The 26,772-nt window shown below is 56.6% G+C and carries 22 protein-coding genes; 7 read left to right on the top strand and 15 right to left on the bottom strand.

Annotated elements, in window-relative coordinates; genetic code table 11:
* The first annotated feature begins 10 nt into the window (after window positions 1-10).
* Window positions 11-535: a GNAT family N-acetyltransferase gene (locus tag MKY96_RS02515; RefSeq protein ID WP_340938383.1), complete on the top strand. Its 525-nt coding sequence runs from the start codon at window positions 11-13 to the stop codon at window positions 533-535.
* Between the two features lie 937 nt (window positions 536-1,472).
* Here MKY96_RS02515 and MKY96_RS02510 read toward each other — a convergent pair.
* The 5 genes from MKY96_RS02510 to MKY96_RS02490 all read right to left on the bottom strand — a co-directional run bounded on the left by MKY96_RS02510 (window position 1,473) and on the right by MKY96_RS02490 (window position 10,562).
* Complete coding sequence (locus MKY96_RS02510; RefSeq protein ID WP_339250824.1) at window positions 1,473-2,204, bottom strand: sugar phosphate nucleotidyltransferase; 732 nt, start codon at window positions 2,202-2,204, stop codon at window positions 1,473-1,475.
* Window positions 2,205-2,251: 47 nt separating this feature from the next.
* A complete protein-coding gene (locus MKY96_RS02505) occupies window positions 2,252-2,989 on the bottom strand; it encodes a glycosyltransferase family 2 protein (RefSeq protein ID WP_340938380.1) in 738 nt (245 codons plus the stop codon).
* Window positions 2,986-3,978 carry a glycosyltransferase family 2 protein gene (locus MKY96_RS02500; RefSeq protein WP_340938379.1) on the bottom strand — a complete coding sequence of 331 codons (993 nt, stop codon included), beginning with the start codon at window positions 3,976-3,978 and terminating at the stop codon, window positions 2,986-2,988. Before MKY96_RS02500 ends, MKY96_RS02505 begins: the two co-directional genes overlap by 4 nt.
* Window positions 3,975-4,820 (bottom strand): glycosyltransferase family 2 protein, encoded by an 846-nt coding sequence (locus MKY96_RS02495; RefSeq protein WP_340938377.1) that lies wholly within the window; start codon window positions 4,818-4,820, stop codon window positions 3,975-3,977. Before MKY96_RS02495 ends, MKY96_RS02500 begins: the two co-directional genes overlap by 4 nt.
* Before the next feature lie 627 nt (window positions 4,821-5,447).
* Window positions 5,448-10,562 (bottom strand): WIAG-tail domain, encoded by a 5,115-nt coding sequence (locus tag MKY96_RS02490; protein ID WP_340938375.1) that lies wholly within the window; start codon window positions 10,560-10,562, stop codon window positions 5,448-5,450.
* 220 nt (window positions 10,563-10,782) lie between these two features.
* On the opposite strand from MKY96_RS02490, the gene MKY96_RS02485 reads away from it, so the two are divergent.
* Together MKY96_RS02485 and asd are read left to right on the top strand one after the other, a co-directional pair.
* Window positions 10,783-11,880 (top strand): YheC/YheD family endospore coat-associated protein, encoded by a 1,098-nt coding sequence (locus MKY96_RS02485; RefSeq protein WP_340938372.1) that lies wholly within the window; start codon window positions 10,783-10,785, stop codon window positions 11,878-11,880.
* Between the two features lie 91 nt (window positions 11,881-11,971).
* On the top strand, window positions 11,972-12,763 hold the full coding sequence (gene asd / locus MKY96_RS02480) for an archaetidylserine decarboxylase (protein WP_340938370.1): 792 nt from the start codon (window positions 11,972-11,974) through the stop codon (window positions 12,761-12,763).
* A 146-nt stretch (window positions 12,764-12,909) separates the two neighbouring features.
* On the opposite strand, the gene MKY96_RS33860 is transcribed toward asd, so the two are convergent.
* The 3 genes from MKY96_RS33860 to MKY96_RS02470 form a co-directional block, all read right to left on the bottom strand.
* On the bottom strand, window positions 12,910-13,002 hold the full coding sequence (locus tag MKY96_RS33860; RefSeq protein WP_445671411.1) for a DUF2569 family protein: 93 nt from the start codon (window positions 13,000-13,002) through the stop codon (window positions 12,910-12,912).
* A gap of 23 nt (window positions 13,003-13,025) precedes the next feature.
* Window positions 13,026-13,775 carry a 2,3-diphosphoglycerate-dependent phosphoglycerate mutase gene (gpmA, locus tag MKY96_RS02475; protein WP_340938368.1) on the bottom strand — a complete coding sequence of 250 codons (750 nt, stop codon included), beginning with the start codon at window positions 13,773-13,775 and terminating at the stop codon, window positions 13,026-13,028.
* A 493-nt stretch (window positions 13,776-14,268) separates the two neighbouring features.
* Window positions 14,269-15,054 (bottom strand): helix-turn-helix domain-containing protein, encoded by a 786-nt coding sequence (locus MKY96_RS02470; RefSeq protein ID WP_076082292.1) that lies wholly within the window; start codon window positions 15,052-15,054, stop codon window positions 14,269-14,271.
* A gap of 224 nt (window positions 15,055-15,278) precedes the next feature.
* Between MKY96_RS02470 and MKY96_RS02465 the strand changes: the two genes are divergently transcribed.
* Window positions 15,279-16,580, top strand: coding sequence for an aminotransferase class I/II-fold pyridoxal phosphate-dependent enzyme (locus MKY96_RS02465; RefSeq protein WP_340938366.1), 1,302 nt, complete (start codon window positions 15,279-15,281; stop codon window positions 16,578-16,580).
* Between the two features lie 152 nt (window positions 16,581-16,732).
* Entirely contained in the window at window positions 16,733-16,846 is a 114-nt protein-coding gene (locus MKY96_RS02460) for a YjcZ family sporulation protein (RefSeq protein ID WP_209875980.1), read from the top strand.
* A gap of 211 nt (window positions 16,847-17,057) precedes the next feature.
* Here MKY96_RS02460 and MKY96_RS02455 read toward each other — a convergent pair whose 3' ends face one another.
* The 5 genes from MKY96_RS02455 to MKY96_RS02435 all read right to left on the bottom strand — a co-directional run bounded on the left by MKY96_RS02455 (window position 17,058) and on the right by MKY96_RS02435 (window position 21,959).
* Complete coding sequence (locus MKY96_RS02455; protein ID WP_340938364.1) at window positions 17,058-18,278, bottom strand: ABC transporter permease; 1,221 nt, start codon at window positions 18,276-18,278, stop codon at window positions 17,058-17,060.
* A 1-nt stretch (window position 18,279) separates the two neighbouring features.
* A complete protein-coding gene (locus tag MKY96_RS02450; protein ID WP_036701580.1) occupies window positions 18,280-19,026 on the bottom strand; it encodes an ABC transporter ATP-binding protein in 747 nt (248 codons plus the stop codon).
* Window positions 19,023-20,513, bottom strand: coding sequence for a DEAD/DEAH box helicase (locus tag MKY96_RS02445; protein WP_340938363.1), 1,491 nt, complete (start codon window positions 20,511-20,513; stop codon window positions 19,023-19,025). Before MKY96_RS02445 ends, MKY96_RS02450 begins: the two co-directional genes overlap by 4 nt.
* Window positions 20,514-20,698: 185 nt before the next feature.
* A complete protein-coding gene (locus MKY96_RS02440) occupies window positions 20,699-21,475 on the bottom strand; it encodes an SDR family NAD(P)-dependent oxidoreductase (RefSeq protein WP_340938362.1) in 777 nt (258 codons plus the stop codon).
* A gap of 28 nt (window positions 21,476-21,503) precedes the next feature.
* Entirely contained in the window at window positions 21,504-21,959 is a 456-nt protein-coding gene (locus MKY96_RS02435) for a chemotaxis protein CheX (RefSeq protein ID WP_340938361.1), read from the bottom strand.
* A gap of 386 nt (window positions 21,960-22,345) precedes the next feature.
* Here MKY96_RS02435 and MKY96_RS02430 point away from each other — a divergent pair, with 386 nt between their 5' ends.
* Window positions 22,346-23,248, top strand: coding sequence for a LysR family transcriptional regulator (locus tag MKY96_RS02430; protein ID WP_036701586.1), 903 nt, complete (start codon window positions 22,346-22,348; stop codon window positions 23,246-23,248).
* 45 nt (window positions 23,249-23,293) lie between these two features.
* Entirely contained in the window at window positions 23,294-24,103 is an 810-nt protein-coding gene (locus MKY96_RS02425) for a histidinol-phosphatase (RefSeq protein WP_340938360.1), read from the top strand.
* Between the two features lie 190 nt (window positions 24,104-24,293).
* Here the strand turns inward: MKY96_RS02425 and MKY96_RS02420 are convergent, their stop codons facing one another.
* Both MKY96_RS02420 and MKY96_RS02415 read right to left on the bottom strand, forming a co-directional pair.
* On the bottom strand, window positions 24,294-25,019 hold the full coding sequence (locus tag MKY96_RS02420) for an NADPH-dependent oxidoreductase (RefSeq protein ID WP_340938359.1): 726 nt from the start codon (window positions 25,017-25,019) through the stop codon (window positions 24,294-24,296).
* Window positions 25,020-25,521: 502 nt separating this feature from the next.
* Window positions 25,522-26,715, bottom strand: coding sequence for an IS256 family transposase (locus MKY96_RS02415; RefSeq protein ID WP_076086938.1), 1,194 nt, complete (start codon window positions 26,713-26,715; stop codon window positions 25,522-25,524).
* Window positions 26,716-26,772 lie beyond the last annotated feature (57 nt).

Genomic DNA, 26,772 nt, shown 5'->3' with positions numbered 1-26,772 from the left:
GAGGCAATCTATGAAACTTACAGGTGAACACCTGGACCTATCTCCTCTAAGCGCACCCGAGCTGGCGTTAGCCTTAGAGAATTACGCCGGGCTGGAGCAGGCGCTGGGCCTGAACGTGACGGCAACCGCAACCCTGCTGGACGATGAAGAGATGCGCTATGCGCTGCGGGTCAGGCATGCCAAGGTACTACAGGATGAAGAGAACTACTGCTGGCTGACCATGTGGGCCATCATCCACCGGGAGCAGCAGCAGCTCATCGGCTTCCTGATTCTCAAAGGCCGCCCGAACGAGCAAGGGGAGGTCATCGTAGGTTATGTCCTGGACGAGAGATATCGGGGCCAAGGCTATGCCACAGAAGCGCTGCGGCAGATCACCGCCTGGATCTTCAGCCATCCCGGCGCACGCTGGGTCACTGCAGATACCGAGAAGGACAACCTCGCCTCCCACCGCGTCCTGCAGCACCTGGATGCAGAGCTGTACCGCGAGACCGAGGATTTGTTCTGGTGGCGAATCGCCCGGCCAGCCAGTGACTGATGGCGATATACTGAAGACGTTTAGCTGAGGGCGTTGAGCTGAAGGTTGCTAGCTGGGGCGATATGCTGCGAACGATATGCTGCGAACGATATGCTGGTGGCTGCATGCTTGGGCAATAAGTAGAGACGTTTAGCTGAGACTGCTAGCTGGTGACGATAAGTTGAAGACGTTAAGCTGAGGCTGTAAGCTGGCGGCGATGAGTTGAAGACGTTAAGCTGAGGCTGCATGCTGGCGGCGATGAGCTGGCCGCTGCACTTCCCATCGGGGCAGCTCGAACGACTTTGGATCCCTGCGCCCGCTGGCGGCGGGTTCAGGGGCATTTGTGCCTCATTTCCGCCCAACCCCGAATTTTGCCCGATTCAAGGGTATTAGTGCTCCTCATTTCCGGCCAGCGCCAACTTTCTCCGGATTCAAGTGTATTTGTGCTCTTCATTTCCGCCGAACGCCAACTTTCTCCGGATTCAAGTGTATTTGTACACTTCATTCCAGCTTCCAGCCCACTTCCAGCGAATTCAGAGGGATTTATCCCTTTTATTCCAGCCGACAGCCCATTCCCGGCAAATTCAGAGGGATTTATCCCTTTTATTTCAGCCGCCAGCCCACTTCTAGCGAATTCAGAGGGATTTATCCCTTTCATTCCAGCCGCCAGCCCATTCCCGGCAAATTCAGAGGGATTTATCCCTCTAGTTACCTTTGACCACTCAAGTTTCCTGCCATCCTCAATCTCTTCCTATGTAGACCAACTAATTACTATTCCCTTCCCCCTTCTCTCTACCTCGCCTTCCCCACCTCTCCGCCGCCCTACATTAATCGCCCCCACCAAGCGGAAACGGCTTTGCCTTCCTTTTAATGGACAGTACCGTTTCGGCGAGAAATAGAAGGATAAGTTATCGTGTGAAGCATATAAATTCTTCTATTCCCAAAAAAACGCCGCCCCTCAGGGCAGCGTATCTCTCAGCTTATCTCCGGCTTCGCGCAGAGACTGGAAGGTTCCCGCGTCGCTCCACCAGCCTTGCAGCACATCGTAGCTCAGCTTGCGCTCGGCAGCATACAGGTTGTTCACATCGGTAATCTCCAGCTCGCCTCTTCTGGAAGGTGAAATCCGGCGGATGATATCGAATACTGCTTCATCGTACATATATATGCCTGTAACACAGAATTTTGTCTTCGGCTGCTCCGGCTTCTCTTCAATGTAAGCAATCAGGGAGGCATCGGCGCTGTCAAACACCGGAACCCCGTATCTGCGCGCATCCTCAACAGGCTTCAGGAGCACCTTCGCGGTCCCCGCCGGCTGCTGCAGATAACTCTTCACGTAAGGCTCCAGACTATCCTTGAACAGATTATCCCCCAGCAGCACGACAAACCGTTCTCCCGGCAGGATGAATCCTTCCGCCAGCTCCAGCGCTTCCGCGATGCCGCCTGCCGCCTCCTGGATTTTGTAAGTCAGCGATACGCCGAATTCCGCGCCGCTGCCCAAAAAGTCAGTGTACTGTCCTGCGGACTGTTTGCTGATGACCAGGAGAATATCGGTGATCCCCCCCTGGCGCAGCCGCTCAATCCCGTAGCACACCATAGGGTATTTGCCGACCGGAAGCAAATGTTTGTTCATCAGCCGGGTGAGCGGGTATAGCCTTGTTCCTGTTCCGCCAGCCAGTATGACTCCTTTCACTTACGTTCCTCCTCTTTCTCTACGTCTTTTACCTTCAGCCAGCGGCCTCAGATGAACTGCGACGGGTCCACTTGCCATTTCTCTATAAAAAACCTGCGGTTGCGCTCCACCAGCTCCTGCAATGAGGCGGAATAGACCTCCTTGAAGCTGGCGCTGCCTTCATGATGAACCAGGCAATCTCCGGCAATAAGCAGCCGGTATCCCTGCAGCCGGGCACGGTAGCAGTAATCGTCATCCTCATAATGGCCCGGCGAGAATCGTTCATCGAGCAGGCCGATCGCGTCCATAAGCTGTCTTTTGAATAAAAAGCACAGACCTACAAGCCTTCGGGTCTCCACCCACTTCGCTGCATCGGGAATATTGGCCCGGAGCGCCTCGGCATGGAAGCCTGCAATATCGGTATAGCCGGTCTGCACCTGCTGCCGTCCGCTGGCATAATTCGTCACCGGTCCGACAATTCCTATATCGGGGGCACTGTACAAGGCGCTCTTCAGATTATCCAGCCAGCCTTGCGACACAATGACGTCATTGTTCAGCAGCAGCAGTTCCTCCCCCGCAGCCAGCTGCAGCCCGATATTGCAGGCCAGCGGAAAACCGCGGTTCTCCGGGAGGGAAATGAACGTCAGCTTGCTGGCGCGGCAGTAAGCTTCGGTACCATCATCTGAGGCATTGTCCACTACAATAATCTCATAGGGGGACCGGGTATGCGCTCTGATCGATTCGACGCAGGAACGCAGCAGCCCAAGCCTGTTATACGTAGGAATAATAATGCTCGTCAGTGTCATAGCGCGTTTCTCCAGGCAGCAATCTGCCGGCGGTGCTCCAGCAAATTCTCGGCCGGCAGCTGCCCGCTGCTCTGCTGGTGGGCAATTACGCAGACCAGGGCTTCCGCGTGATCACCGGCAATCAGCTGCTCCATGGCATTGCCGGCTCCCGTGTTCCCCTGGCGCAGCCGGTTATGCTTGATCACATTCACCCCTCCGGCCTTCTCCACCCGCAGCCCGGCCATAATGGAGAGCGCCAGCGCCCGAGGCGGAACCATCAGCTCGCGGTAGCCGATTCTCTCCAGCGCCCGGCGGGATAAGGCATGCGGAACAGCCGTCATGGAGCTTGCTCCAAGTTCAGGGCGTCCCAGAACCTGATTCAGGTAGAGCTTGCAGCGGGTAACCGCATCACTTAGCCCGAAGGGGGGCAGGAGCGGATCAAGGTCATTGAGCGCCACATCCACCCCCCGGTCCACCGCAGCCACAAAAGAGGACAGCTGCCCGGCGGAGATCACCATATCCCCGTCCAGAAACAACAGGATATCTCCCCGGCTGAGCTTGGCGCCAAGAGAACGCCCTACATCATGTCCGGCAGATTCCGGAATGTACACTATACTCGCCTGAGCGCATAGCCGGGTCCGCTGAAAGCTGCGGTCATTACATCCATTGAGCACAACAATAATTTCTTGCGGCTTCAGGCGTTCCACCTGCTCCAACAGCTTCGGCAACGTCTGCTCCTCATTCCTGGCCGAGATAATTACCGACAGCGAACCCTGCGATGCCGGCAGGGTCAGATCCCTCCGCCCGGAAGCGGTCTTCCGCTTGGAGCGGGAGAGGCCAGGGCCCGCCGCCGCAGGCTTGTTGCGGCGCTTCGCGGACCGCCGCTTAGCCGCGCCTCCACGCACTACTGCGCTGCGTCTGGCGGCGCGCCCTGTAGAGCTGCTGCTTCCAGGCGCAGTACGCCCCGCTGAAGACCGGCCGCTGACGGATACTTCCCGCGCTCCCATCATCTCACCATCTCCCTTCGCCGGATGCCGTCCCCGAAGCCTGCCCGGCCGCCCTTGCGTTCCAGCACCATTGCTACGGCATCCAGGTGGTCTCTGAGGATAGCCTCCTGCAGAAGATCACTGCCGCTGCGCTTCCGGCGGACCGCATTCATCCTGCCCACAGGCACGTTATGCACTGCCTTCACCACCAGGCCCTCCAGCACCGCCTGCGCATGTGCGAGCGGCGGCCTCGACAGCAGACTGCTGCCCAGGACATCCAGCGCCCTGCGGCTAATCGCATGAGGAACGGCGGTCAAGGAGCAGCCCTTCAGCTCAGACCTTCCGAGCAGAAGATTCAGCACATGCTTGGATAACACCACCGGATGCGGAAATCTGCTGCGGACCGGGCCGGAATAATCATTCAAGGCCAGATCCGCTCCGCCGCTGACCGCGGTCACGAAGGGACGCAGCTGCGGGGCGGGGATCACCAGATCCCCGTCTGTGAACAGCAGAACCGCTCCCTTCGCCGCCGCCGCGCCTACGCTTCGCCCGACATCGTGTCCGAGCGGCTGTTCATACACAATTACGTTAGCTCCGCAGGAGCGCGCAATATCTGCGGTCTGATCCGCAGAACCGTTAACAATCACAATAACCTCACAGCGGGGATGAACGCCTCTGGCTCCGGCAATCACTGCGGCAATCGTCGCCGCCTCATTCATGGCCGGAATAATAACCGACACCTCAGGCTGCGGATGATTCACCGCAGGCGGCAGTGCAGCAGGCCGTACCGGCCTTGCCACCGGCCGCCGTGCTGTCCGGGTTGCCCGCCGCCCCGTGCGGCGGGCAGATGCTCCTTTTCTTTTCATGCTCATCCACCTTCCTTCACAGGGCTGCTCCCGGGCTGAGGGTTACACCATAGTCTATGTATCCCGCCACTCCCGGTAACGGCAAGTGTCTCCCTGAGCGCAGATAATTGGACAAATGCCGCTATGCGCCTCCGCCCGGCTGCCTTGCTTGTCCAATCAGCAGATTCATTCCGCCACCCGCCCCGGAAGAAATCGAAGGGAACCAGCTATCTCAGCAGCAAGCAATAGTAGGATAATGTATAGCGTCATGCCTATAAATGCTGGCGTAATCATGCACAAAATCACCCTGCGGGTGAACGATGCTAATGCCTCTCTCACCAGCCGTTTTTAAGGAGCAGTAATGTTGCACTTTTTTCAGGATTTCTCTATACCTTTTACGGGTTGAAGTACATTGTTGCATTATTTGCACAAATTTCGGTGTTTAGGGCAAGTTAGCGCTGAATTTGTTGCAGTTCGTGCAGGATTTCAGCATTGACCGCTTCTTTGGAGCAGTATTGTTGCATTATTTGCAGGATTCCTCTTAAAATGTTACTGCTTGTGATGTATGGGGCCTTCCCTCCGCACAGCGGCACAAAAGGCGCAACCCACGGCTGCGCCCCATGTACAATCTATTGTGCCCTGGATCAATCAATCAAAAGCACGATGCTCCACAGCAGGTTTGACCAGCGGAGTGCCGAGCGCGATCCACGACAGCACGCCATAGAAATGCTGGGTCTCGCGCAGCCGTACCACCTCAATCGTCGCTCCTCCGCCCGTTCTGTTCTTAAGCGAGGCATGGAAGTACGGCTGGTTAGCCATGGCAACCAGCACATAGCCGGTATGGCCGAAGCTCTCGTCAAAAGAAACCGTCACCTCCACACTATCCGCCTCACCATTGAACATGAACGCCGTCATCCCGAACTGCTGCAAAACATCGCGATTCCCGACACTCTGCACCGGATGGAAGGACAGATGCTCCGCATTGACTGATCCGGGCGCCAGATGATCCCCGTTCACTGCACCCTGAGCAATATGATGGCTCTGGATGCTGTCTTCTTCCAGATGCCGGGACTGGACGGCAAAGGGAGCGATTTTGGCAGCCTTCACCGCCTCATCCTGCAGTTCAGAGCTTCCTACCGCACCTTCAGCCAGATGGCCGGTGCCGACGCTGTGAATCGCAAGCTTCGCTCCGTTGACACTATGGTCCGGGAGCAGCTCTGAGGTCAGCGCATCCTCGGCCAGATGCTCCAGGCCGATGCTGCCAGGACGGATATGGCGCCCGTCAACGATTCCGGGAGACAGATGGCCCCCGTAGATGCTGCCCGGAGCCAGATGATTAGGCCCCACCGCTCCTGGCGCCAGCTTGCTGCCGTCTATGCTGCCTTCTCCCAGCAGCTCAGAGGTCAACGTGCCCTCGGCCAGATGCTCCCGCTGGATGCTGCCCTCACGCAGATGGCCGCTATCCACTGAATCAGGCGCCAGATGATCCCCGCTCACCGCACCCTGAGCAATGTGGTAGCTCTGCACGCTGTCCTCTTCAAGATGCCGGGACTGGATGGCGAAGGAAGCGATTTTGGAACCATCCACTGCCTCATCCTGAAGCTCTGAGCTTCCCACTGCGCCTTCCGCCAAATGCCTGGTTCCAATGCTGTGAGGAGCAACCTTCCCCCCTGTAATACTGCCATCTTGCAATAGCTCGGAAGTCCGCGCATTCTCGGCCAGATGCTCCAGGCCAATGCTGCCGCCTCGGATATGACGCCCGTCAACGGTTCCGGGAGCCAGATGGCCTCCGTAGACGCTGACCGGTGCCAGATGGTTAGATCCGACAGCTCCTTGCGCCAGCTTGCTGCCGTCTATGCTGCCTTCTCCCAGCAGCTCTGAGGTCAGCGTGCCCTCGGCCAGATGCTCCCGCTGGATGCTGCCCGCACGCAGATGGCTGCTATCCACTGAATCAGGCGCCAGATGATCTCTGTTCACTGCACCCTGAGCAATATGATGGCTCTGGATGCTGTCTTCTTCCAGATGCCGGGACTTGATGGCAAAGGAAGAGATTTTAGAGCCATCCACCGCTTCATCCTGAAGCTCGGAGCTTCCCACTGACCCTTCTGCCAGATGCCTGGTTCCAATGCTGTGAGGAGCAAGCTTCTCCCCTGTAATACTGCCGTCCTGCAAAAGCTCGGAGGTCCGGGCATCCTGTGCCAGATGCTCCAGGCTGATGCTGCCGGGACGGATATGACAGCTATCCACAGCTTCTGGCGCCAGGTGACCTCCGTAGATGCTGCCGGAAGCCAAATGGATAGAGCCCACAGAACCTGCGGCCAGCTTGCTTCCACTAATACTGCCATCCGGCAGCAGCTCCGCACTTCTGGTTTCCTCCGCGAGATGCGCCAGCCGGATAATTCCAGGCCCCAAATGGCGATCCCGGATTACTCCGCCTGCAAGATGTTCTGCGTTCACGCTCTGCGGCTGGAGATGCTGCGAACCCACTGCGCCTTCAACCAGCTTGCTTCCACCTATACTGCCATCCGGCAGCAGCTCTGCACTTCTGGTTTCCTCCGCAAGATGCGCCAGCCGGATAATTCCTGAGCCCAAGTGATGCTCCTGGATGGATCTACCGGCAAGATGTTCTGCGTCCACGCTCTGCGGCTGGAGATGCTGCGAATCCACTGCGCCTTCGGCCAGCTTGCTTCCACCTATACTGCCATCCGGCAGCAGGTCCGCACTTCTCGTTTCCTCTGCCAGATGCGCCAGCCGGATAATTCCTGAGTCCAAATGACGCTCCTGAATTACTCTGTCTGCAAGATGATCTGCGTCCACGCTCTGCGGCTGGAGATGCTGCGAATCCACTGAACCTTCAGCCAGCTTGCTTCCACCTATACTGCCATCCGGCAGCAGGTCCGCACTTCTCGTCTCCTCTGCCAGATGCGCCAGCCGGATAATTCCTGAGCCCAAATGACGCTCTTGAATCACTCCGCCCGCAAGATGCTCTGCATCCACGCTCTGCGGCTGGAGATGCTGCGAATCCACTGCGCCTTCGGCCAGCTTGCTTCCGCCTATACTGCCATCCGGCAGCAGGTCCGCGCCCCGCGTATCGGAAGCCAAATGACTGAGCTGAATGCTGCCGGCGCGGATATGCCGGCTGCTTACTGCATCCGCAGCCAGGTGGCCGCCATACACACTGCCTGCAGCCAAATGGAAGGCCCCTACCACTCCCGCCCCCAGCTTGCTGCCTGCGATGCTGCCATCCGGCAGAAGATCCGCGCTGCGCGTCTCTTTGGCCAGATGGGCCAGCGTAATCTCTCCGGCACCGATATGCCGGGCTTCCACCGCTCCCTGCGCCAAATGAACGGCCTGAACACTCGCTTCAGCCAAGTGAACCGACTCTACAGCACCCGCTGCCAGCTTCTCTGCGCCAATGCTTCCGTCGGGCAGTAGGTCCGCACTGCGGACCTCATCTGCCAGATGCGCCAGGCTAATGCCGCCATCCGCGAGATGCCGCCCTTCCACTGAGGCCTCAGCCAGCTCGCTTCCGCCTACACTGCCAGGAGTGAGATGACGGGAAGCTACAGCCCCCTCGGCCAGCTTGGTGCCGCTGATGCTGCCATCCTGAATCTGGATCGATGAGACAGAGCTTGAAATAAGATGTCCGTTGCCGATCGACATCGGCCGGATATGTGCTCCGCCCACGCTGCCAGCCGCCAAATGTCTGCCTTGCACAGACGTATCCTTAAGCGAATCCGGGCCGACCGCGCCTGCCGACAGATGCTCAGTCTGCACTGCTGAGGCTGCCAGCTTCTCCGCGCTTACACTGCCGTCCGCCAGCTTAATTGAAGTGACGGCCAGATCACCGAGTTTATCCGTTGAGACACTCTCCGGCGATAGCTTCAGCGAAGTGACTGCATAGTCGGCCAAATGATGCGGCTGTACAATCGCAGCAGTGAGATGGGCCTCCTTGACGGCACCGGAGGACAGCTTATCTGCCGTTACCGAACCGGATTGCAGCGCGGATGAAGTCACACTGCTGTCTCCCAGATGCCGGCGTTCTATGGCACCGGATGCCAGATGACCAGCATCTACAGCCTCCTCCTGCAGCACCCGTCCGCTGATGCTGCCATCCGCCAGGTGCTTCTCCTCCACGGCGCAGACCGCAATATGCTCTCCGCTGACCGCTTCTTTTGCCAGAATCGTCCCCCCGACCGCGCCCGTGGCCAGCTTGGCGGTAATGATGCTGCCGTCCGCCAGCTTGGCTGCAGTAATACTCTGGGGGCTAATATGCTCTCCTGTAACGGATTCATACCCCAGTTGTTCTTCCGTAACTGCTCCTTTGGCCAGATGGCCGGTCAGGACGGAATGCTCCTGCAGCTGGACTGAGCCTACAGACTCTGCGGCCAGATGAGAATGATCCACGGCCTCGCGCTGCAAATGTGCCGATGTGACAGCCTGCGCGGCAATCTGTGCGCTGCGCACTGCGGATTTCGCAATATGGCGCGTCATCACGGCTTCGTCAGCCAGCTTATGGGCCAGAATGCTCTGATCCGCAATTTTGGAAGAGGTAACCGCCTGCTCAATCAGCTGTGTAGTCCCTACCGCACCGTCCGTCAGCTTCACAAAAGAAATGCTGCGGTCTGCCAGATGACGGCTGCCGATTTCACCTTCGGCAATATGGTCGGCATGGATGCTCTCCGGGTTAATGTGCTGGCTGCGGATAGCCTTCGCCGCGATCTGCCGGGACCCGGTTGCCCCGTCTGCGAGATGCCCGCTCTCAATAATACCGGGCTGCAGCTGCTCCTTGCCGATCAGGCGCGCCGCCAGCTGCTCCCGTCCAATGGCGCCCGGTGCCAGATGCTTGGCAGTAATGACGCCTTCCCCCACATGCCGGCTCTCGATCACCGCATCACCCAGCTTGACACCGCTGATCTCGCCATCGGCGATTTTGTCGGCAGACACCGCTTCGTCAGCCAGCTTAGAGCGGTCAATACTGCCGTTACTGAGATGGCGGCTGTCAATGCTGCTGCTGAGAATCTTCTCACCAGTGACCGCCCCATCGTCCAGCAGCTCCGCTGTGATAATGAACTCACTGAGATGTCTGCTGCTAATGGCACCGTCGGCAATATGTCCTCCGCTGATCATCCGGTCTGCCAGCTTCTCCGGGCCGACGCTGCCATCCTTCAGCTTCTCGCCGCCGATGGAGTGATCCAGCAGCTTGCCCCCGCTGACACTGCTCTCCGCCAGATGCTCACCGGTAATGGACTCCGGCGCTATCTTCGAGGAGGTAACCGACCGGTCCGCAAGGTTGATGCTCTGCACCGCATAGTCCTGCAGCCAGGGTGTGCCGATGATGCCATGCTTTAGTCTGGACCCGTCAATGGTCCGTGGAGCAATCTTGGCACCGGTGACGGCGCCATCGGACAGATCATCGGTGTATACGGGCTGCAGGCGTTCTTTTTCCGGTGGAGCTGTTACCTCCGCTTCTGGCAGGGCAACAGTGCCTTCCTGCTGGCGCCCCTCTTCCGTCACGGCTTCCTGTTTCCCCTCCGGTGCAAGCACAATCTGCTGGAGTGGCGCGGTCACTTCCAGCATCTCCACCCCGCTCACCTGCAGGGCAAGGTCTTCTCCCTCTGCCACTTCCGTCCATTCCAGTTCCTGGTTTTTTTGTGTTTTGGGACTGCTGTCTAGCATGCTAAGTTCAGTCGTATCGGGATTATCCACGTAATAGAGCGGTCTTTTGGAACTGCGCTGCTGTTTTCGTTTGGGACTCTTCACTAGCAGTCTCCTCCTTCCATCTGTTGTATCTTCTAGGCATCATATGCAGCAGCATGGGCGGATGACACCCTTCCCCTTGCCAGTAATCCAATCTTCTCCTTTCAAAAAAGGGCATCTGCCGCCGCGCATCCGTCCAACCCTTACAGGCACGTACATACATACAATGACAGGAGACATAAAAACAGCCGGGAAGTACTTCAAGATAACAGGAGGAACGAACATGGGGCAAAAGCTCGTTGGGATACTGCTAAATGCCGCTATGCACGGGGGCGTTCCCCGGTTAAAAACCGGACAGGAATCTCTGGCCAACTACGAAGAGGCCGCCGCCGCATACGGATTAACCCCTTGCTTTGTGAAGCTGTCCGACATCGACGTGGCGTCCGGCTTCAGCAGTGTCTATATGAAGAAAGGTCCGCAAGGCTACCGCAGACAAATCGTCCCTACGCCGGAGGTCATCCACAACCGGGCAATCTATGATCCCCGCAGCACCGGCGTCGAGCGCCTGCTCCGGCAGGGAATTCAGGTCTATAACAGCTGCAACCGCTACGGCAAGGATCAGATTCACGGCCTGCTGGAGCGCAGCCGCGAACTGCAAGCTTATCTGCCGGTCACTGCAAGCGGACTCTCCGGTCTGAGGGAGATGATGGGCCGCTACCCGGATCTGATCCTCAAGCCTTGCCGGGGCAGCGTGGGTAACGGTGTGATGCGGCTCACCCGCAGCGGCGAAGGGCGCTGGCTCTGGAGCTACTCTCTCTCTGGCTCAAGACGCAAGGTTAGCAGAGCCGTTAACCCGGACGCCCTTCCCCGGGTCCTCCGCGCCCGGCTCTCTTCTGTGCCCTATCTGGTCCAGGAACGGATTCCGCTGGCTGAGATTAACGGACGCCCCTTTGACCTGCGTGTCACGGTACAGCGGGGCTGGGGCGGAGCGTGGCAGGTCACCGGCCTTTTCGCCAAGCTGGCTGCGCCCGGCGGCTTTGTATCGAACATTGCCAGAGGGGGCGAAGCCCTGAAGTCCTCTTTTGCCCTGGAGCAGGCATTCCCTGGAGAAGAGGCAGCCAGAATCCGTATGTCCGTCCTCTCCCTCAGTCTCGCCATCGCCCGTGAGCTGGAGAAGAGTCTGCCGGGGCTGGCCGATATCGGTCTGGACATCGGTGTCACGAAGCACGGACATCTGTATTTCATTGAATGCAACGGGCGCGACCAGCGTTACGGCTTCCAGAAGGCCGGACTGCGCGGGGTATGGAAAGACAGCTACCGCCAGCCTATGGGCTATGCCAGATATCTGTACGAAGAAGCATTAAGAATGAACTCTTATTGATTTGTCTCCTATTCTATGTCAATATAATGCAGAGCGGGTGGAGTCCCTTTGGCACGGGATAACACTGCTGCATGATGGAAGGGAGATGGGCATGGTTAAACAATTGCTGCGGCTGATGACCGAGCTATCCTCGCACAGATGGCTTTCCAGGTTGATGGGGGCTTTATCCCACAGCAGACTCAGCCGCCTTATGATTCCGGTATTTATTCGTTCCTATCAGATTCCTGCCGCCGAGGCGGAGAAGGCTGCCGGAGAATACCGTACACTGAATGAATTCTTCAGCCGCCGCCTGAAGCCGGGGACGCGCCCGGTGGCCAGCGGTGAGCATGCCGTAGCCAGTCCCGTGGACGCGATGATTACGGCAATGGGCGAAATCAACTGCGGCACGATAATGAATGTGAAGGGGCAGGATTATACGCTGGAGGATTTGCTTAATCACTCGCCACACCTCGAACTGTACAAGAAAGGCTATTATTTCGTCCTCTACTTAAGCCCTACCGATTATCACCGGATTCACTCCCCGTTAACCGGACAGCTCCGGGAGAGCGATTATATCCGCGGACGGGCTTACCCCGTGAATGATTTCGGCATGCGCCATATGAAGAGTGTCCTGAGCCGTAACGAACGGCTGATTACTTATATAGCCGGCAGCTATGGCGAGACCGCCGTGGTCAAGGTAGGCGCAATGAATGTGAGCAGTATCCGCTACACCGATGAGACGGCCAGAGAATGGCAGCGCGGCGACGACCTGGCATATTTCGAATTCGGTTCCACGGTAGTCCTGCTGATGGAGAGCGGCACCTTCACCCCTCGCCCCGGGCTTGCCCCGGATACGAAGGTGAAGATGGGCGAGCTGCTGGGAGAGATGCGGCGGCCGGTGTAAGAACAGGCGCTTCCAGCCTGCATAACGATGCTTAATCTATAGAATAACCCCCGCCTAAGGACACGAAGCCGTGTACCTTGGGCGGGGGTTATTTGGACTGTAATGAGGCTTCCAGGTGGGCGCATGCTTGCGTCCGCCGGAGCTTTTTAACGGATAAAGGTGTACCTTACGCGCTCCGATTTCCGGAAGTAGGCTGTCCATAACGCACAGGTGAATAATGCTCTAATCAGATAACGCACTGCTGAACGCAGCGCCGCTCCGGTTACTCCGTAACCTTGCTCTGGTTCGCCACCTCGCGGGCCTTCTGCTGCACCTCTTCCGGTTCGCCTAGATAGAAGCGGCTGATTGGCTTCACATCGTCGTCGAGCTTGTAGACCAGCGGAACGCCGGTCGGGATATTGAGATCCAGCAGTGCGGTCTCGTCGATATCCTCCATGTACTTGATCAGGGCCCGCAGTGTGTTGCCGTGCGCCGAGATCAGAACCCGCTCCTTCTTGCGGATCAGCGGTACAATCCGGTTGGTCCAGAAATCTCCAACCCGGTGCACGGTATCCTCCAGGCTCTCGCCGCGCGGGATGTCACCCGGACGCACTTCCTTGTAGCGGATATCATGTCTGGCATAACGCGGATCATCCGGCTCCAGCATCGGAGGGCGGACCGAGAGGCTGCGCCGCCAGATATGGAGCTGCTCCTCACCGTATTTAAGGGCCGTTTCACTTTTGCTGAGGCCCTGCAATGCACCGTAATGGCGCTCATTCAGCTTCCAGGATTTCTGCACAGGAATCCACAGCAGGTCCATCTCATCCAGCACATAGTTCAGCGTCTTGATCGAACGCTTCAGCACCGAGGCGAACGCCAGATCGAAGGTGTATCCGTTCTCCTTCAGCAGCCGGCCCGCTTTCTTGGCCTCCTCCACGCCCTTATCCGTCAGATCGGGATCACTCCAGCCCGTAAACAGATTCTGCCGGTTGTATTCACTCTCGCCATGCCGTATCAGAACGATTTCGTACATAAGTATTCTCCTTCTCCCGTGTATGATTGGCTTCTCTTGCTTCTATTCTGTCACAGCGCAGTGTGCGCTTCAACTTCAGGCCTGCCTTGCGGACTGGGAAGCCGCTATTTCAGCTATTCTGCCTGATCACGGAGGGCAAGCGGACTCAGATGCTCTTAAGTTAGCCCATACGCCTCTATTTCAGCCCCAATCAGTCAGATAACGGCCTCTGAGTCCGCAGCGGGGGGAATAAGTGACTTTTTCGCAAAATAAGGTCCGCACAGTCCGCATAGCGCACATGGTACACTTATCACACATAGCACACGTAGCACATAGCACACATAGCACACGTAGCACATAGCACACATAGCACACGTAGCACATAGCACACATAGCACACATAGCACACATAGCACACGTAGCATACATAGCACATCAAGCACCCAAAGCATACCCAGCATATCTAGCACCCGAGGTACCTATACCACACTCAGCACGATGCTCCCCCGCCGCTTCAGCGGATCTCTGACGGGCTCTTCCCGGTATGCTGCTTGAACTGGCGGCTGAAAAAGAAGATGTCCCTGTAGCCGAGCGCATCCGCCACCTCCGTGACGTTCATGCCCGCATACAGCAGCAGATGCTGAGCCCGTTCAATCCGTGCGCGGATCACATAGGACTGGACCGAGGAGCCGGTGATCTCCTTGAACTTGATCGAGAAGTAACGCGGGGACAGCCCCGCCCGGGCGGCCAGATCCTCTACCCGGTGCGCTGCTCCGGGATGCTGGCTGACATAGTTGGCGACCTCGTGGATCACCTCCGCCAGCTGGTTGCTGACATGGCGCTCGACCGGCCTTGCCTGATCCTGCCGCAGCAGATGAATCATGAGCTGCTTCAGAATCAGACGGCCCTCCTCCTCCGCAGCATAGGTCTGCACCAGGAACAGCCGGACATAGCGGGCCAGCAGATGCTCGAATTCCACCGTCTCGCTCAGCTCATGGTAGAACGCAGGCACCTCGGTCACCTCTTCGGTAACATCGAAGTGAATATATGTAAGCACAAGCGGCTTTTGCGGATTATGTGTGGCGCTGGTATAATCCCCCGGGCGGAACAGGAAGCAGCTTCCCTTCCCTACCTGATAGGGCACTCCACCGCGCACAACAGTCCCCTCCCCGCTCCAGACGTAGAATAAATCGTAATTTTGCAGCGGCTTCTCTCTTTTTTGCCACTTCCAGCCCGGTTCACAGACAATCTTCGCCAGAGCCGGGAGGATTACAAAAGAGGATGGCGATGCATGCAGCATATGATTCCCTCCTATAGATATAGCGTAAGCTTACTTTTCATAATACCTTGTCCGGTTCCCATTTGTACATCTTCCGGGCTACGTATGGGGACGGGACGCCGCTTCGTTTCCAAAACTATTTATGAAAACGCAGCATTCCTAAGTGACGGCGGCAATCCGCGGTGTTATAATGTTAGGCAATGTTAGCGTATATATCCCAGAAGAATACCGGAAGGATGAAACTGATGAATCCACTGGCTGGACAATTGAATGACAGCATCAAGGCAGGCAATGAACATGTATACGATATGCTCTCAAGTCTCGGTAAAGCGATTTATTTTCCCAAAGAGGGTATTCTGAGCCAATCTGCAGAGGCCACGGCTCATGCCAAAAAGTATAACGCCACCATCGGGATTGCTACCGAGAACGGGTTGCCGATGCACCTTGGCGTGATCCAGGATAAGCTCTCCGCTTACAGTCCCAAAGACCTCTACGGCTACGCACCTCCAGCAGGTAAGCCTGAGCTTCGCTCCGTCTGGCGGGAGAAGATGCTGCGGGAGAATCCGTCGCTTGAAGGCAAGTCTTTCAGTAATCCAGTCGTCACGAATGCGCTGACCCACGGGCTTAGCATCGTTGCCGATCTGTTCGCAGAGCAAGGGGATGCCGTCATTTATCCGGACAAAAACTGGGAGAACTACGAGCTGACCTTCGGCATCCGCCGCCAGACTGAAACCGTAAATTACCCGCTCTTCACGGAGGATATGAGCTTCAACAGCGAAGGGCTGCTGGATGCCCTGCTGGCCCAGAAGGACCGCGGCAAAGCCATCGTCCTCCTTAATTTCCCGAATAATCCAACCGGATATACGCCAGGCCTTGCAGAAGGCGAGGCCATTGTTGCCGCTATCCTGCGTGCTGCCGAAGAAGGCGTTAATGTGGTAGTGGTCAGCGATGATGCTTATTTCGGACTCTTTTTCGAGGATTCACTCAAAGAATCTCTATTCGGCAAGCTGGCGAATCTGCACCCGCGCGTACTGGCGGTCAAGATTGACGGAGCCACCAAAGAAGAATTCGTCTGGGGCTTCCGCGTCGGCTTCATCACCTACGCTTCGGAGAACAAAGAGCTGCTGGCAGCCCTGGAGCAAAAAACACTGGGCATTATCCGCGCCACTATCTCCAGCGGAGCACATCCATCGCAGACCTTTGTCCTGGACGCGCTGAAGGCGCCGGAATTCGCCGCACAAAAGGAAGAGAAGTTCCAGATCATGAAAGGCCGGGCCAACAAAGTGAAGGCGCTGCTGGACAGCGGTAAATACGGCGATGATGTATGGACGTATTATCCGTTCAACTCCGGGTACTTCATGTGCCTGAAGCTCTTTACCGTCTCTGCGGAAGATCTGCGGCTTCACCTGATCCACACCTACGGCCTGGGCACCATCGCCCTTGGCGAGAGCGACCTGCGCATTGCCTTCTCCTGTATCGAGGAGGATCAGCTGGAAGATCTGTTCGATCTGGTCTATGCGGGCATCCGTGATTTGGAGAAGGCCTGATCATCCGCCTTTGCATACCTGCATCAGTCCCGGAATGCCGGGGCTGATTTTTTTGCCCGGTGCTACGGCATTGGCCTATACACGTTCTGCCCTCCGCACATACAATACGATGTACTCAAGTACAACAACTCACACGCGAAAGGGGAATGAACATGAGCGAAGAAGTTAGAGGCGGATACGGATACGGCGGCGGGTTCACAAGCACTGGAGCGATTCTGGTTCTCTTTATCCTGCTGGTCATCATCAGCCGTTCACTCTTTGTCTAACAGGGAGTGAGTCCCCTGGAGGGAGCTGCGTGCTCTCTCCGATCCACGTGTTATAGCATTCCCTGCCACACCTGATATGAAGAGGGAATTCCCTTTTATACATTCTTATCTTCTGAAAATGGCCTCAGACTCCGCATCCGCGAGAGTCTGAGGCCATTTGTGTTAAGCATACCCGTTTGCGGGTACGCCTTGTCGGCTGCGGCAATCTGTTCTACAGGTCATCTTCATCCACACGCGCTTCCTTGCGGGTGGAGCTTACCTTGAACAGATACGCCAGCAGGAATCCGCAGGCGAAGGTGCCCAGCACTTCCAGCGGGCGCTGCCCGGCCTGAAGCAGGAGCGGCAATCCGGTCAGCAGCGCCAGGACCAGATGGACCCGGAATACAAACTGGATCGTTCCCTTGCCCTTGCTGCCCTCCGGCAGCGGGTAGACGGTCAGCCAGAACGATTCGCTGTGCAGCTTGCGCAGCGCCGTCAGCTGAATGCCCATCAGGAAGAGGAAGAATACATAGATGCCGATGCCGAGATAGCTGGCTTGCATCATCCACACCAGGAACAGGTCCAGCACAGCCATCCGCAGGACGATGCCGAAGACATCACCCCGGGCGAAGCTTTTGGTCAGGAGGAACCGGTAGGCGGAATCCCGCTGCCAGCTCAGACCGCTGCCCCAACGTGACAGATAACGGCGGGCATAGACCCGCTGCTCGCGTCCCGGCACATCGACGAACCAGCCGAGGACCATTAGCGCCCGGGTCCCCTGGTTCTTCTCCATGGTGATCAGGCGTTCCCACGGAACAGCGTGCCGGCCGGGAACGGCCAGCGCGGCCGCATAGGCTGCGGCCAGAATCAGGATGAAGATCAGGGCGCGCATGGATGGCTGCCATAACCAGGCGCCAACCATCAGAGCGCCGACTGCCCAGCGCAACAGGTTATAGCCTGCGGCAGCAGGGCGGGAGAGCATCGCCGTCTCCCGCCATAACCCGTAGCTGGATAACAGCTTGACCAGAATCAGCACCAGCAGGGTAGCCAGCAGACCTCGCGGTGACTCCTCGGTGCGTATGTACAGCGGCCATAATGTAATGAGGATAAAGGCCAGTCGCAGAATCTTCCACACATTGCCGCTGATCCAGGACGGGGCGAAATACTCTCTCATCCGGTGGCCCTGCGGCAGCAGGAAGATCGTATCCGGGGTCTGCAGATACGTCCGGAAGCTGCTGTGTACCGCTGCAAGCACCAGCAGGACGAACATAATCCAGCGGATCGGTAGGCCAGGCGGAATATCGCGCAGCAGCGCTGTGTACCAGGCGGAGAAGATGATCAGCACCAGCAGGAACACCATGGCGACACCGCTCTGAATGATATACCCCATATAAGGGACCAGGCTTCCTGTGAACCGGCTGCGCCGCTGCCGGCGCAGCTCCTTCAAATCCATATCATTTCCCTCCTTGAACCAGCTCGTAGAACAGCTGCTCCAAATTCAAGCCCTGCCGCCCGGCCTTCGCGGTCATCTCGGCGAGGGTTCCCTCCGCAATCACCTTGCCGCCGTGCAGCACAATGAACCGGTCACAATAGTTCTCAATCGTAGAGAGAATATGCGAGCTGAGCAGAATTGAAGCTCCCGACTTCTTCAGGTCCAGCATGAAATCCAGCAGGGAGCGGATACCCAGCGGGTCGAGGCCGAGGAACGGCTCGTCGATGACATACAGGGCCGGACGCGCTACGAATGCGCACATAATCATCACCTTCTGCTTCATGCCCTTGGACAGATGAGAGGACAAGGTATCCATCTTGTCCTCCATATTGAAGAGTGCAGCCAGCTGGCTGGTGCGTGATTCATAATCACTGCGCTCCACGCCATACGCTCTGGCAGTGAATTCCACATGCTCACGAACCGTCATTTCCTCATAGAGCAGAGGAGATTCCGGCACGAAGGACAGCGCACTGTGGTAGCTCTCAGGATCGCTGCTGCGCGTCTTCCCTTGTACCGTAATCTCACCCTTATGCGGGGACATTAGTCCCAGGATATGCTTCATCGTGGTGCTCTTGCCTGCACCGTTCAGTCCGATTAACCCAACCATCTCACCGGGCTGCACCTGCAGGCCAATGTCATGCAGCACCGGCTTGTTCAGGCTGTAGCCTCCGCTGAGGCCCGTAATTTCCAATACGGGAGCTGTATTCATTGACCGTCACCTCTCGGGGTTTTGTTCTTGAGCCATTTCGGGGCTCCCTTATTCTTGCGGTTCTGCTCCCGCTCCGCCTGGCTGCGGGCCTTGCCCCCGGGCCCCGCCGCGCTGCGCGTGCCGGCGCTCACTCCCGGCCGGTGCTGCCCGCGCCGCACCGTAACCCCACTACCTCCAGCCGCTGCGCCCGGCTGGCCTGCCGGCGCTTCGCCGCCGCTCCCTCCGGCTGCTGTTCCAGCCGCCTCGCTGCGCACCTGCGGCTTGCCGGTGCGCGGCGCTGCAGTTCCGCCGCGCGGTTCAGCCCCTTCGCGGCGCTCCTTCGCGCCGCCGCTGCGCAGCTCAGCGCGTCCGCCTTCCGCCAGCGCCTTGCCGAAGGCCATCTCCCGCTCGTCCAGCTGGATATCCAGCTCGCGGGCGAATTTGCGCATGATGAACGTCTGCTGCTCCGTAACGATCGTTACGGATAAGCCGCGTTTACCCATGCGCCCGGTCCGTCCGGCACGGTGGACATAGTGCTCGGAGTCAAAGGCCGGATCGAAGCTGACGACAAGCGTCAGATTCTCAATGTCCAGGCCCCGCGCTGCTACGTCACTGGCGACCAGCACCTTGAGTTTGCCGTCCCGGAAGCGGGTCAGCACGTTTGCGCGCGTCACCTTGTCCGCATCTCCATAGAGCGCAGCAGCCGGAAGCCCCAGATGGTTCAGCTTCGCAGTCACTTCAGCGATGTCGTCCGTAGCGTTCACGAACACAATGGCCCGGTCCGGCTTGTAGTGGCGGATGACCCGGCGCAGCATATCGATCTTGTTCCGCTCCTCGCACACCACATAGTGATGCTCCAGGCTCGCTGCGGTCATCATCTCCGGTTCAATGCCCACCTCCGCCGGATTCTTCATTTCCCGGTTTGCCAGCAGACGGGTCTCCGGTCCAATGGTGGCTGACAGCATGACCAGCTGCCGCGTACGCAGCGCACTACTGACGATCTTCGTCACTTCGCCCGCACCGCTAAGCTGGAACATCTGATCTGCCTCATCGAGAATAATCGTGCTCACCTCGTGCATCTTGAGCTTGCGCAGCCCGATCAGCTCACGTATGCGTCCCGGGGTGCCTACCACCAGATGCGGATGCTCACGCAGCTTGTCAATCTGGCGCTTGATCGCCGCTCCGCCAATCAGCCCCATGGCCCGGATGCCCCGGTGTGCCCCGTAGCGCTCCGCTTCACGGAGAATTTGCATCGCCAGCTCCTGGGTTGGGGCCAGCACCAGCTTTTGCAACGATTTCGAGTCCGGGTTAATCCCTTGCAGCAGCGGCAGCAGATAAGCCAGTGTCTTGCCTGTTCCTGTCTGGGATGCGGCCAGAACATCTCTTCCTTCCAGCAGAAGCGGAATCGTCTGCTCCTGTACAGGGGATGGTTCAGTAATGCCGAACTCAGACAATCGGGCAGCAAGGTCCTCCTGGATGCCGATAGCCACAAAAGAAGCTTTATTCATAATAGGGTTTCATCCTTTTCACTTAAGATAATATGTTCATTATATGCCAAAAAGGCCTCTCCACCAAATGGAAGGCCATAAAATCTAAGTTGGGGCCGTATTTAACACGGTCATACCAACCTGTATACCAAAGGGGGACAAGCCGTTCACGCCACAGACGGTAATTATGATCTATACTTATCTGGTCATTTTCTGTTCATCAGGTTATAGGTCAGCTTGTCTGCCAGCCGCGGGAACAGGCCATAGAGCCGGATGCCGAAGCCTGCCAGACCGGGCAGATCCACTTCCTCTTTGCCCTTGTCCATCAGCTTGACGATCTTCGCGGACACATGCTGCGGCGTCATCATGATCCGGCTTACGCTTCGTTCATAATTGCCTGAAGGGTCGGCGGTCTTGAAGAATTCGGTGGCGATTGGTCCGGGGTTCACAGCCGAGACAATAATACCGCTCTTACGCAGCTCCTGGCGGAGCGCATTGGTGAAGCCGAGAACAGCATGTTTGGTGGCCGTGTAGGACACTGAGCGTGCGGTTCCGATTTTGCCGGCCATGGAAGCCACATTCACAATCTGACCGCTGCCGCGTGTAAGCATATGAGGAACGACAGCCTTGGTGCAGCGTACAATTCCCATATAATTGACATTCATCATGTCAGCGAACTCTTCAGACTCCATCTCTGTAAAAGCCGCAAACTTGCCGTAACCGGCATTATTGAGCAGAATATCAATTCTGCCGTATTGCTCCAGGATCTCCGCAAAGGTATGCTTAACTGCCGTTTCATCGGTCACATCACAGACGAACAGCCCATGCTCCCCCTGAATGCCCGCCGCAACAGCCTGCAGCTTGTCCTTGGACCGGGCTAACAGAACAGGAACCGCACCATGCCCGCTAAGCATCTGCGCCGTAAGCGCGCCAATCCCGCTGGAAGCGCCTGTAATTACCACAATTTTGCCTTGTAATGCCATGGAATAGATTCAACTCCCGATTATCCGCCTAAGAGATCATAACCTGAATATCAAGCTCGCCGATCCCTTCCATCACAAGAGGAATACTCAGCGCTTTGCGCGGCAGAACAGACATGCTCTCGGACTTCATCAGCTTCGGCGGGGTAATGTCTACCGACACCCCTTGATTGGAGAGAATAGTACTGGCATTGCCGCTGATCATATTGCCCAGCTCGGAAATGGCGCTCTGGCCCATCTCATCCATCTCTGTTATCACATAACCGCCCATCATGGCCGACACCATCTTAAGTGCTACCGGTTCGGCAATCCCGAAGATAATATTCCCGCTGAGCTGACCTGTCATTCCCACTTGAATCCATATATGATTATCGATCAGTTCAATATCCTTAATCCCCAGCATACCGGTGGACGGCGAGACTTGGATCACCTGTTCAATTACAATGCGCGCAGACTCTAAAAACGGATTGATTACTTCTGCTTTCATGAAAGTGCTGTCCCCCTCGACCAGTCTTTAGTCATATACCAAAAGTCCTAAGCAATAAAATTTATTATACTTCATATATCGGCATTATTCACCAAAAATTAATGGTCTTGTCGAATGATTTCTGAAGATAGTTTGGAGCGCAACATTGCCCTCCCGGGAGGAATCTCCTATAATTTAATCAATAAACGTAAGATCTGCGGCGTCATACCCTCCGAGTGCAGCACTCACAGCGACCCTTGTACCTATCTACTTTGTCAGAATCCGCGGCTTACAGACTCTAATTCTGGAAGCCGGCATGTGCGCATATGCCCTCCGGAAAGCTGCGGCTTTCCCTGTTTGTACAAATATACGGCGGCACCATCCGGTAGCCATAAGGGGGACAGTCCATGAATATCAGCCAGCTCGAAACATTGATCACCATCTCCAAAACCATGAGCTTCCGCAAGGCGGGCGAGCTGCTCAACCTGACACAGCCGGCGGTCTCGGCCCAGATCAAAAGCCTGGAGGAAGAGTTCAAGACCCAGCTTGTTGACCGGAACCAGCCGGTGACGCTGACGGACAGGGGCAAGGTCTTCCTCGCCCACGCGGAACAGATTGTCGGAATCGTAGATGAGCTTAAGCAGCGCCTTGCCGATCTCGAAGAGAATCCTCAAGGGCATATTATTCTCGGTACGACCACCTCCATCGCCATCCAGATTCTCCCCCGGGTGCTCTCCTACTTCCAGGATCAGTTCCCTCATATCAAAACCTCGATCTCATCGATGTCCTCCTCCCAGATCTACCAGCAAGTCGAGAACGGGATTGTGGATGTCGGCATCGGCTATCTGATCGGCCGCAATCCGGGGATGACGACCTCGGTCCTGTATTATGATACTTTTGAACTGGTTGTTTCGCCCCGCCATCCGCTGGCCCAGGTCAAAACAGCCGGGATCGAGGCACTGGGCACCATCCCGCTCATCCTGCTCTCACCGGATACGGTCGGCCGGAAATTTGTCGATGAGGTGCTGGCGAGGCACGGTATTCAGCCGCTGGTAATTATGGAGCTGACCAGCAGTGAGGAAGTGAAGCGGATGGTCGAGCTTGATCTGGGAGCGGCGGTCATCTCCAAGCAATCTGTCACTGCCGAGGTCAGAAGCGGCACTCTGCGGATCGTCCCGATCATCGAGCTTGAGGTTACCCATCCTGTAGGTGTTATTACCAAATCCGGCAAGTATGTCAACTCTGCGATGAGACAGTTCCTGAGCGACCTTAAGGGAATGCCCGAGACCCAGTTCATCGGCTCAGAGTAACCTGCACCCTATTTCGCCATATTGGCCTAAGGAGATGTTCCCATTATGAAGTTCGACCTGCATACCCATCATTTCCGCTGCGGCCATGCTGACGGCACGATCCGGGATTATATTGAAGCCGCAATAGCGGCGGGGCTGGATGTCATCGGTATTTCCGATCATTCACCTTACTTCGGAAGCCCGTCCGAGCAGGCTTTTCCGCGCATTGCCATGGCCAAGTCCGAGCTGGTCCACTATGTAGAGGAAGTATTGTCGCTGCAAAAAGAATACGAAGGCCGCATTGATGTCCTGCTCGGCATGGAATCCGACTTCTTCCCGGAGCATGCGGAGCTGTACCGCAAGACCTACGCCGCATACCCGTTCGATTATGTGATCGGCTCCGTGCATCATGTGGAGGAGATCAGTATCTTCAACCAGGGCCGCTGGAAGGGACTTGACCCCGCGCAGAGGCTTGCCTCCAAAAGCAAGTACTACCGGCTGATTGCCGAATCCGCACGCAGCGGCATCTTCCAGATTCTCGGCCATATCGATGCCATGAAGGGGAACTATCCGCCGTTCTCCGAGATCGCTGCCCCCAAGGAGATTGACGAAGCCTTGCGCGTAATAGGCGAATGCGGCCCGGCCATCGAGATCAACACCTCCGGCGGCACCAAGCTGTGCGGCGGCTGGTACCCTTCCGATGAGATTCTGGAGCGGGCCCTGCACTTCGGCGTGGAGGTCAGCTTCGGCTCCGATGCCCATCTCCCTGCCCGCGTTGCCGACCAGCGCAATCAGGTGGCTGCGCGGCTGAAGGAGATTGGATTCGAATACTGGGTCTATTACAAGCGGCGAGAGAAGGTTAAGGTTGCGTTGTAGGCAGTGTAATGCAAAAACCTCGCTTTGCAAGAAATCTGGCAAGACGAGGTTTTTTATTGGCTTGAAGCGCTACCGTTAGAGCTCCTCCTCATACAACCAGCACCGCGCAAACAGGCAGCGTAACGGGACACTCCCCGTCACGCTGCCTGCTGCTGCGGTGCTTTTTTGCGCTGTACAGCTAATACTGTGCTTATTCCTTATTCAGATTCTCACAGGTGAAGCCCTGCTGCTTCAGCGTACGCTGCGAGTCCCCATACTGCGGATTCAGCACGTAGAAGCGGGAAATTATGCTGGTCCAGCTTCGCTCCGTCAGCCCCTGGGACTTGAGCAGCTCCCGGTGCGTCTCATTATATTCTTCGATCAAGTGTTGCTGATCCGGGTTATAGACTTCATCATGATATACAGCCGCTATAGGCAGGCGTGAACTCTTCGGCTGTTCTCCCGCCGGATAGCCAATGCAGAGGCCGACCACAGGGAATACATACGTTGGCAACTGAAGCAGTTCAATCACCCCTGCCGTGTTGCGCCGCACGCCCCCAATCGGGATAATCCCCAGCCCCAGCGACTCGGCAGCAGCTACTGCGTTCGATAGTGCAATGCCGACATCCGTAGCCCCAACGAGCAGCGCATCTATATCCGCAGCCGTTTCAAACGGCTGGCCTTCCAGCTCTGCCGCAAGCTTGGCCCGGTGAAAGTCCATGCAGAACACCAGGAATACCGGTGCTTCCGCCACATGCTTCTGGTTACCGCTCAGCGCCGACAGCTGCTGCCTGCGTTCCTCACTGCGTACCGCAATTATCGATACCTGCTGGCCATTCACCCACGACGGTGCCGCCTGGGCAGCTTCAATAATCGTCTTCAGCTTCCAAGGCTCCACCTCCTGCCCGCTGTAGTTACGGAATGAACGGTGGTTCATAAGTAATCTAATCACATCATTCAAAAGTTCATTTCCTCCCCCATCTATACTTGTCTTATCCATGTACCATTTACACTATCATAGCTCAATCCCCTTGGAGACTGCCAGTACAACAATGTTTGATGCCACAAGTATGGTCGCTACGAATTCAGGGGCACTAATGCTCCTCATTCGGCCCCTTAGTCAACTATTTACGAATTCAGGTGCACTAATGCTCCTCATTCAGCCACTTAGCCGACTATTTACGAATTCAAGTGCACTAATGCTCCTCATTCGGCCACTTAGCCGACTATTTACGAATTCAAGTGCACTAATGCTCCTCATTCGGCCACTTAGCCAACTATTTACGAATTCAGGTGTACTAATGCTCCTCATTCGGCCACTTAGGTAGCGTCAAGAAGTTTGTGTAAATGAGTAGAAGTATCTCCCCGGGGTTACGGGTTGGGGGTGTAGTGTTTCTGGGGGAGGGGGAACCCCGACCCCCAGAAACTGGATTCATTAGTTACTCTTCTTCGGCTGTCGGCAACGAAGGGTAGCGGGCTTCATAGAGCTGGCTGAGCTTCTTTTTCACCGTGTCCACCCCAAAGCCAGGGGTAACTCGCTGCCCAAACCTTTCGTTGTAGCCTAACATCTCCAGATACACGATTTTTTCTGCCGCATCCATGTTGGTCAGACTATTCATCGGCTTCAGGCGTTTACGGATTTCCTTGTTCATTCGCTCGATGGGATTGGACGTGTAAATCGCTTTTCGCATCGGTTCCGGGTACTTGTAGAACGTCAGTAACGTCGAAAGCTGCTCCTCCCAAGACCGCATTTCCTTCGGGTATAACGCATTCCACTTCGCTTTCACCGTGTCAAAGTTCGCCCGGGCCACGACCTCATCCGGTGCATCATACACGGTCTTCAGGGCTTTAATTACATCGGTTTTGTGCTCCACCCGGATTTTGGGTAACGTGGCTCGTACTTTGTGCACCACACAATGCTGCACATCCGCCTGCGGGTAGGTTTCTTTAAAGGCCGCATCTAGCCCCGGCAGTCCATCAAATACACCCAGCAGCACTTCCTGGGCCCCGCGTGCGTACAGATCTTTGAGCACCTCCCGCCAGCCATTCGAGCTCTCTTGACCCCCCACGTAGAACCCCAGGATTTGACGCTGACCTTCTTCGTCGATTCCCATGGCAAAATAGACGACTTCACCCCGGACCGTGCCCCGTTTCAGCTTCACGTACAGCCCATCCAGGTAAATCACAGAGTAGCGCTTGCTCAGCGGACGTTTCTGCCACTGGTGAATGTCCTCCAGCACCGTAGCGGTGATGTTACTGATGGTGGTGGGCGAGTAATGGCTGCCGAACATGCTTTCAATAAACCGGGCCACATCTCGGGTACCCATGCCGGATTTATACATCTGGATCACCGCCTCTTCCAGCCAGCCCTCCCGCCGCTGGTACGGTTCAAACATCTGAGTTTGAAAGAGACCCTGGCGGTCCCGGGGAACCTGAAGATCCTCAATATGGCCGTATCTCGTGTGCAGATCCCGTGTATAGTATCCGTTACGGCTATTGCTGGCACCGGCTTCTTCACTCGCCATAAACCCTTGGATTTCGGCACGCAGGAGCGATTCCATATTCTCTTTCATGAAGTCTTTAACAAGTTTTTCAAATAGATTATTTAGCATATGTTCGGGTACAATAGTCATCGAGTAGGGCTCCTTCTTGGTGTTGTGGTAAACCCGAGGATACCCTACTTTTTTGTT

Source organism: Paenibacillus sp. FSL R7-0302 (assembly GCF_038006885.1).
Taxonomy (GTDB): domain Bacteria; phylum Bacillota; class Bacilli; order Paenibacillales; family Paenibacillaceae; genus Paenibacillus_AQ.
The sequence above is the reverse complement of the archived record's forward strand: the minus strand, read 5'-3'. Positions and strand labels throughout refer to the sequence as shown.

What these genes read in the sequence shown, in the direction of transcription:
- MKY96_RS02455 (WP_340938364.1), bottom strand. Translation starts at nt 18,278, where the DNA reads ATGGATTTGAAGGAGCTGCGCCGGCAGCGGCGCAGCCGGTTCACAGGA.
- MKY96_RS02515 (WP_340938383.1), top strand. Translation starts at nt 11, where the DNA reads ATGAAACTTACAGGTGAACACCTGGACCTATCTCCTCTAAGCGCACCC.
- MKY96_RS02425 (WP_340938360.1), top strand. Translation starts at nt 23,294, where the DNA reads ATGAAGTTCGACCTGCATACCCATCATTTCCGCTGCGGCCATGCTGAC.
- MKY96_RS02420 (WP_340938359.1), bottom strand. Translation starts at nt 25,019, where the DNA reads ATGAACCACCGTTCATTCCGTAACTACAGCGGGCAGGAGGTGGAGCCT.
- MKY96_RS02485 (WP_340938372.1), top strand. Translation starts at nt 10,783, where the DNA reads ATGGGGCAAAAGCTCGTTGGGATACTGCTAAATGCCGCTATGCACGGG.
- MKY96_RS02440 (WP_340938362.1), bottom strand. Translation starts at nt 21,475, where the DNA reads ATGGCATTACAAGGCAAAATTGTGGTAATTACAGGCGCTTCCAGCGGG.
- MKY96_RS02445 (WP_340938363.1), bottom strand. Translation starts at nt 20,513, where the DNA reads ATGAATAAAGCTTCTTTTGTGGCTATCGGCATCCAGGAGGACCTTGCT.
- MKY96_RS02450 (WP_036701580.1), bottom strand. Translation starts at nt 19,026, where the DNA reads ATGAATACAGCTCCCGTATTGGAAATTACGGGCCTCAGCGGAGGCTAC.
- asd (WP_340938370.1), top strand. Translation starts at nt 11,972, where the DNA reads ATGGTTAAACAATTGCTGCGGCTGATGACCGAGCTATCCTCGCACAGA.
- MKY96_RS02435 (WP_340938361.1), bottom strand. Translation starts at nt 21,959, where the DNA reads ATGAAAGCAGAAGTAATCAATCCGTTTTTAGAGTCTGCGCGCATTGTA.
- MKY96_RS02470 (WP_076082292.1), bottom strand. Translation starts at nt 15,054, where the DNA reads ATGCTGCATGCATCGCCATCCTCTTTTGTAATCCTCCCGGCTCTGGCG.
- MKY96_RS02465 (WP_340938366.1), top strand. Translation starts at nt 15,279, where the DNA reads ATGAATCCACTGGCTGGACAATTGAATGACAGCATCAAGGCAGGCAAT.
- MKY96_RS02500 (WP_340938379.1), bottom strand. Translation starts at nt 3,978, where the DNA reads ATGATGGGAGCGCGGGAAGTATCCGTCAGCGGCCGGTCTTCAGCGGGG.
- MKY96_RS02415 (WP_076086938.1), bottom strand. Translation starts at nt 26,715, where the DNA reads ATGACTATTGTACCCGAACATATGCTAAATAATCTATTTGAAAAACTT.
- MKY96_RS02460 (WP_209875980.1), top strand. Translation starts at nt 16,733, where the DNA reads ATGAGCGAAGAAGTTAGAGGCGGATACGGATACGGCGGCGGGTTCACA.
- MKY96_RS02505 (WP_340938380.1), bottom strand. Translation starts at nt 2,989, where the DNA reads ATGACACTGACGAGCATTATTATTCCTACGTATAACAGGCTTGGGCTG.
- MKY96_RS02430 (WP_036701586.1), top strand. Translation starts at nt 22,346, where the DNA reads ATGAATATCAGCCAGCTCGAAACATTGATCACCATCTCCAAAACCATG.
- MKY96_RS02495 (WP_340938377.1), bottom strand. Translation starts at nt 4,820, where the DNA reads ATGAAAAGAAAAGGAGCATCTGCCCGCCGCACGGGGCGGCGGGCAACC.
- gpmA (WP_340938368.1), bottom strand. Translation starts at nt 13,775, where the DNA reads ATGTACGAAATCGTTCTGATACGGCATGGCGAGAGTGAATACAACCGG.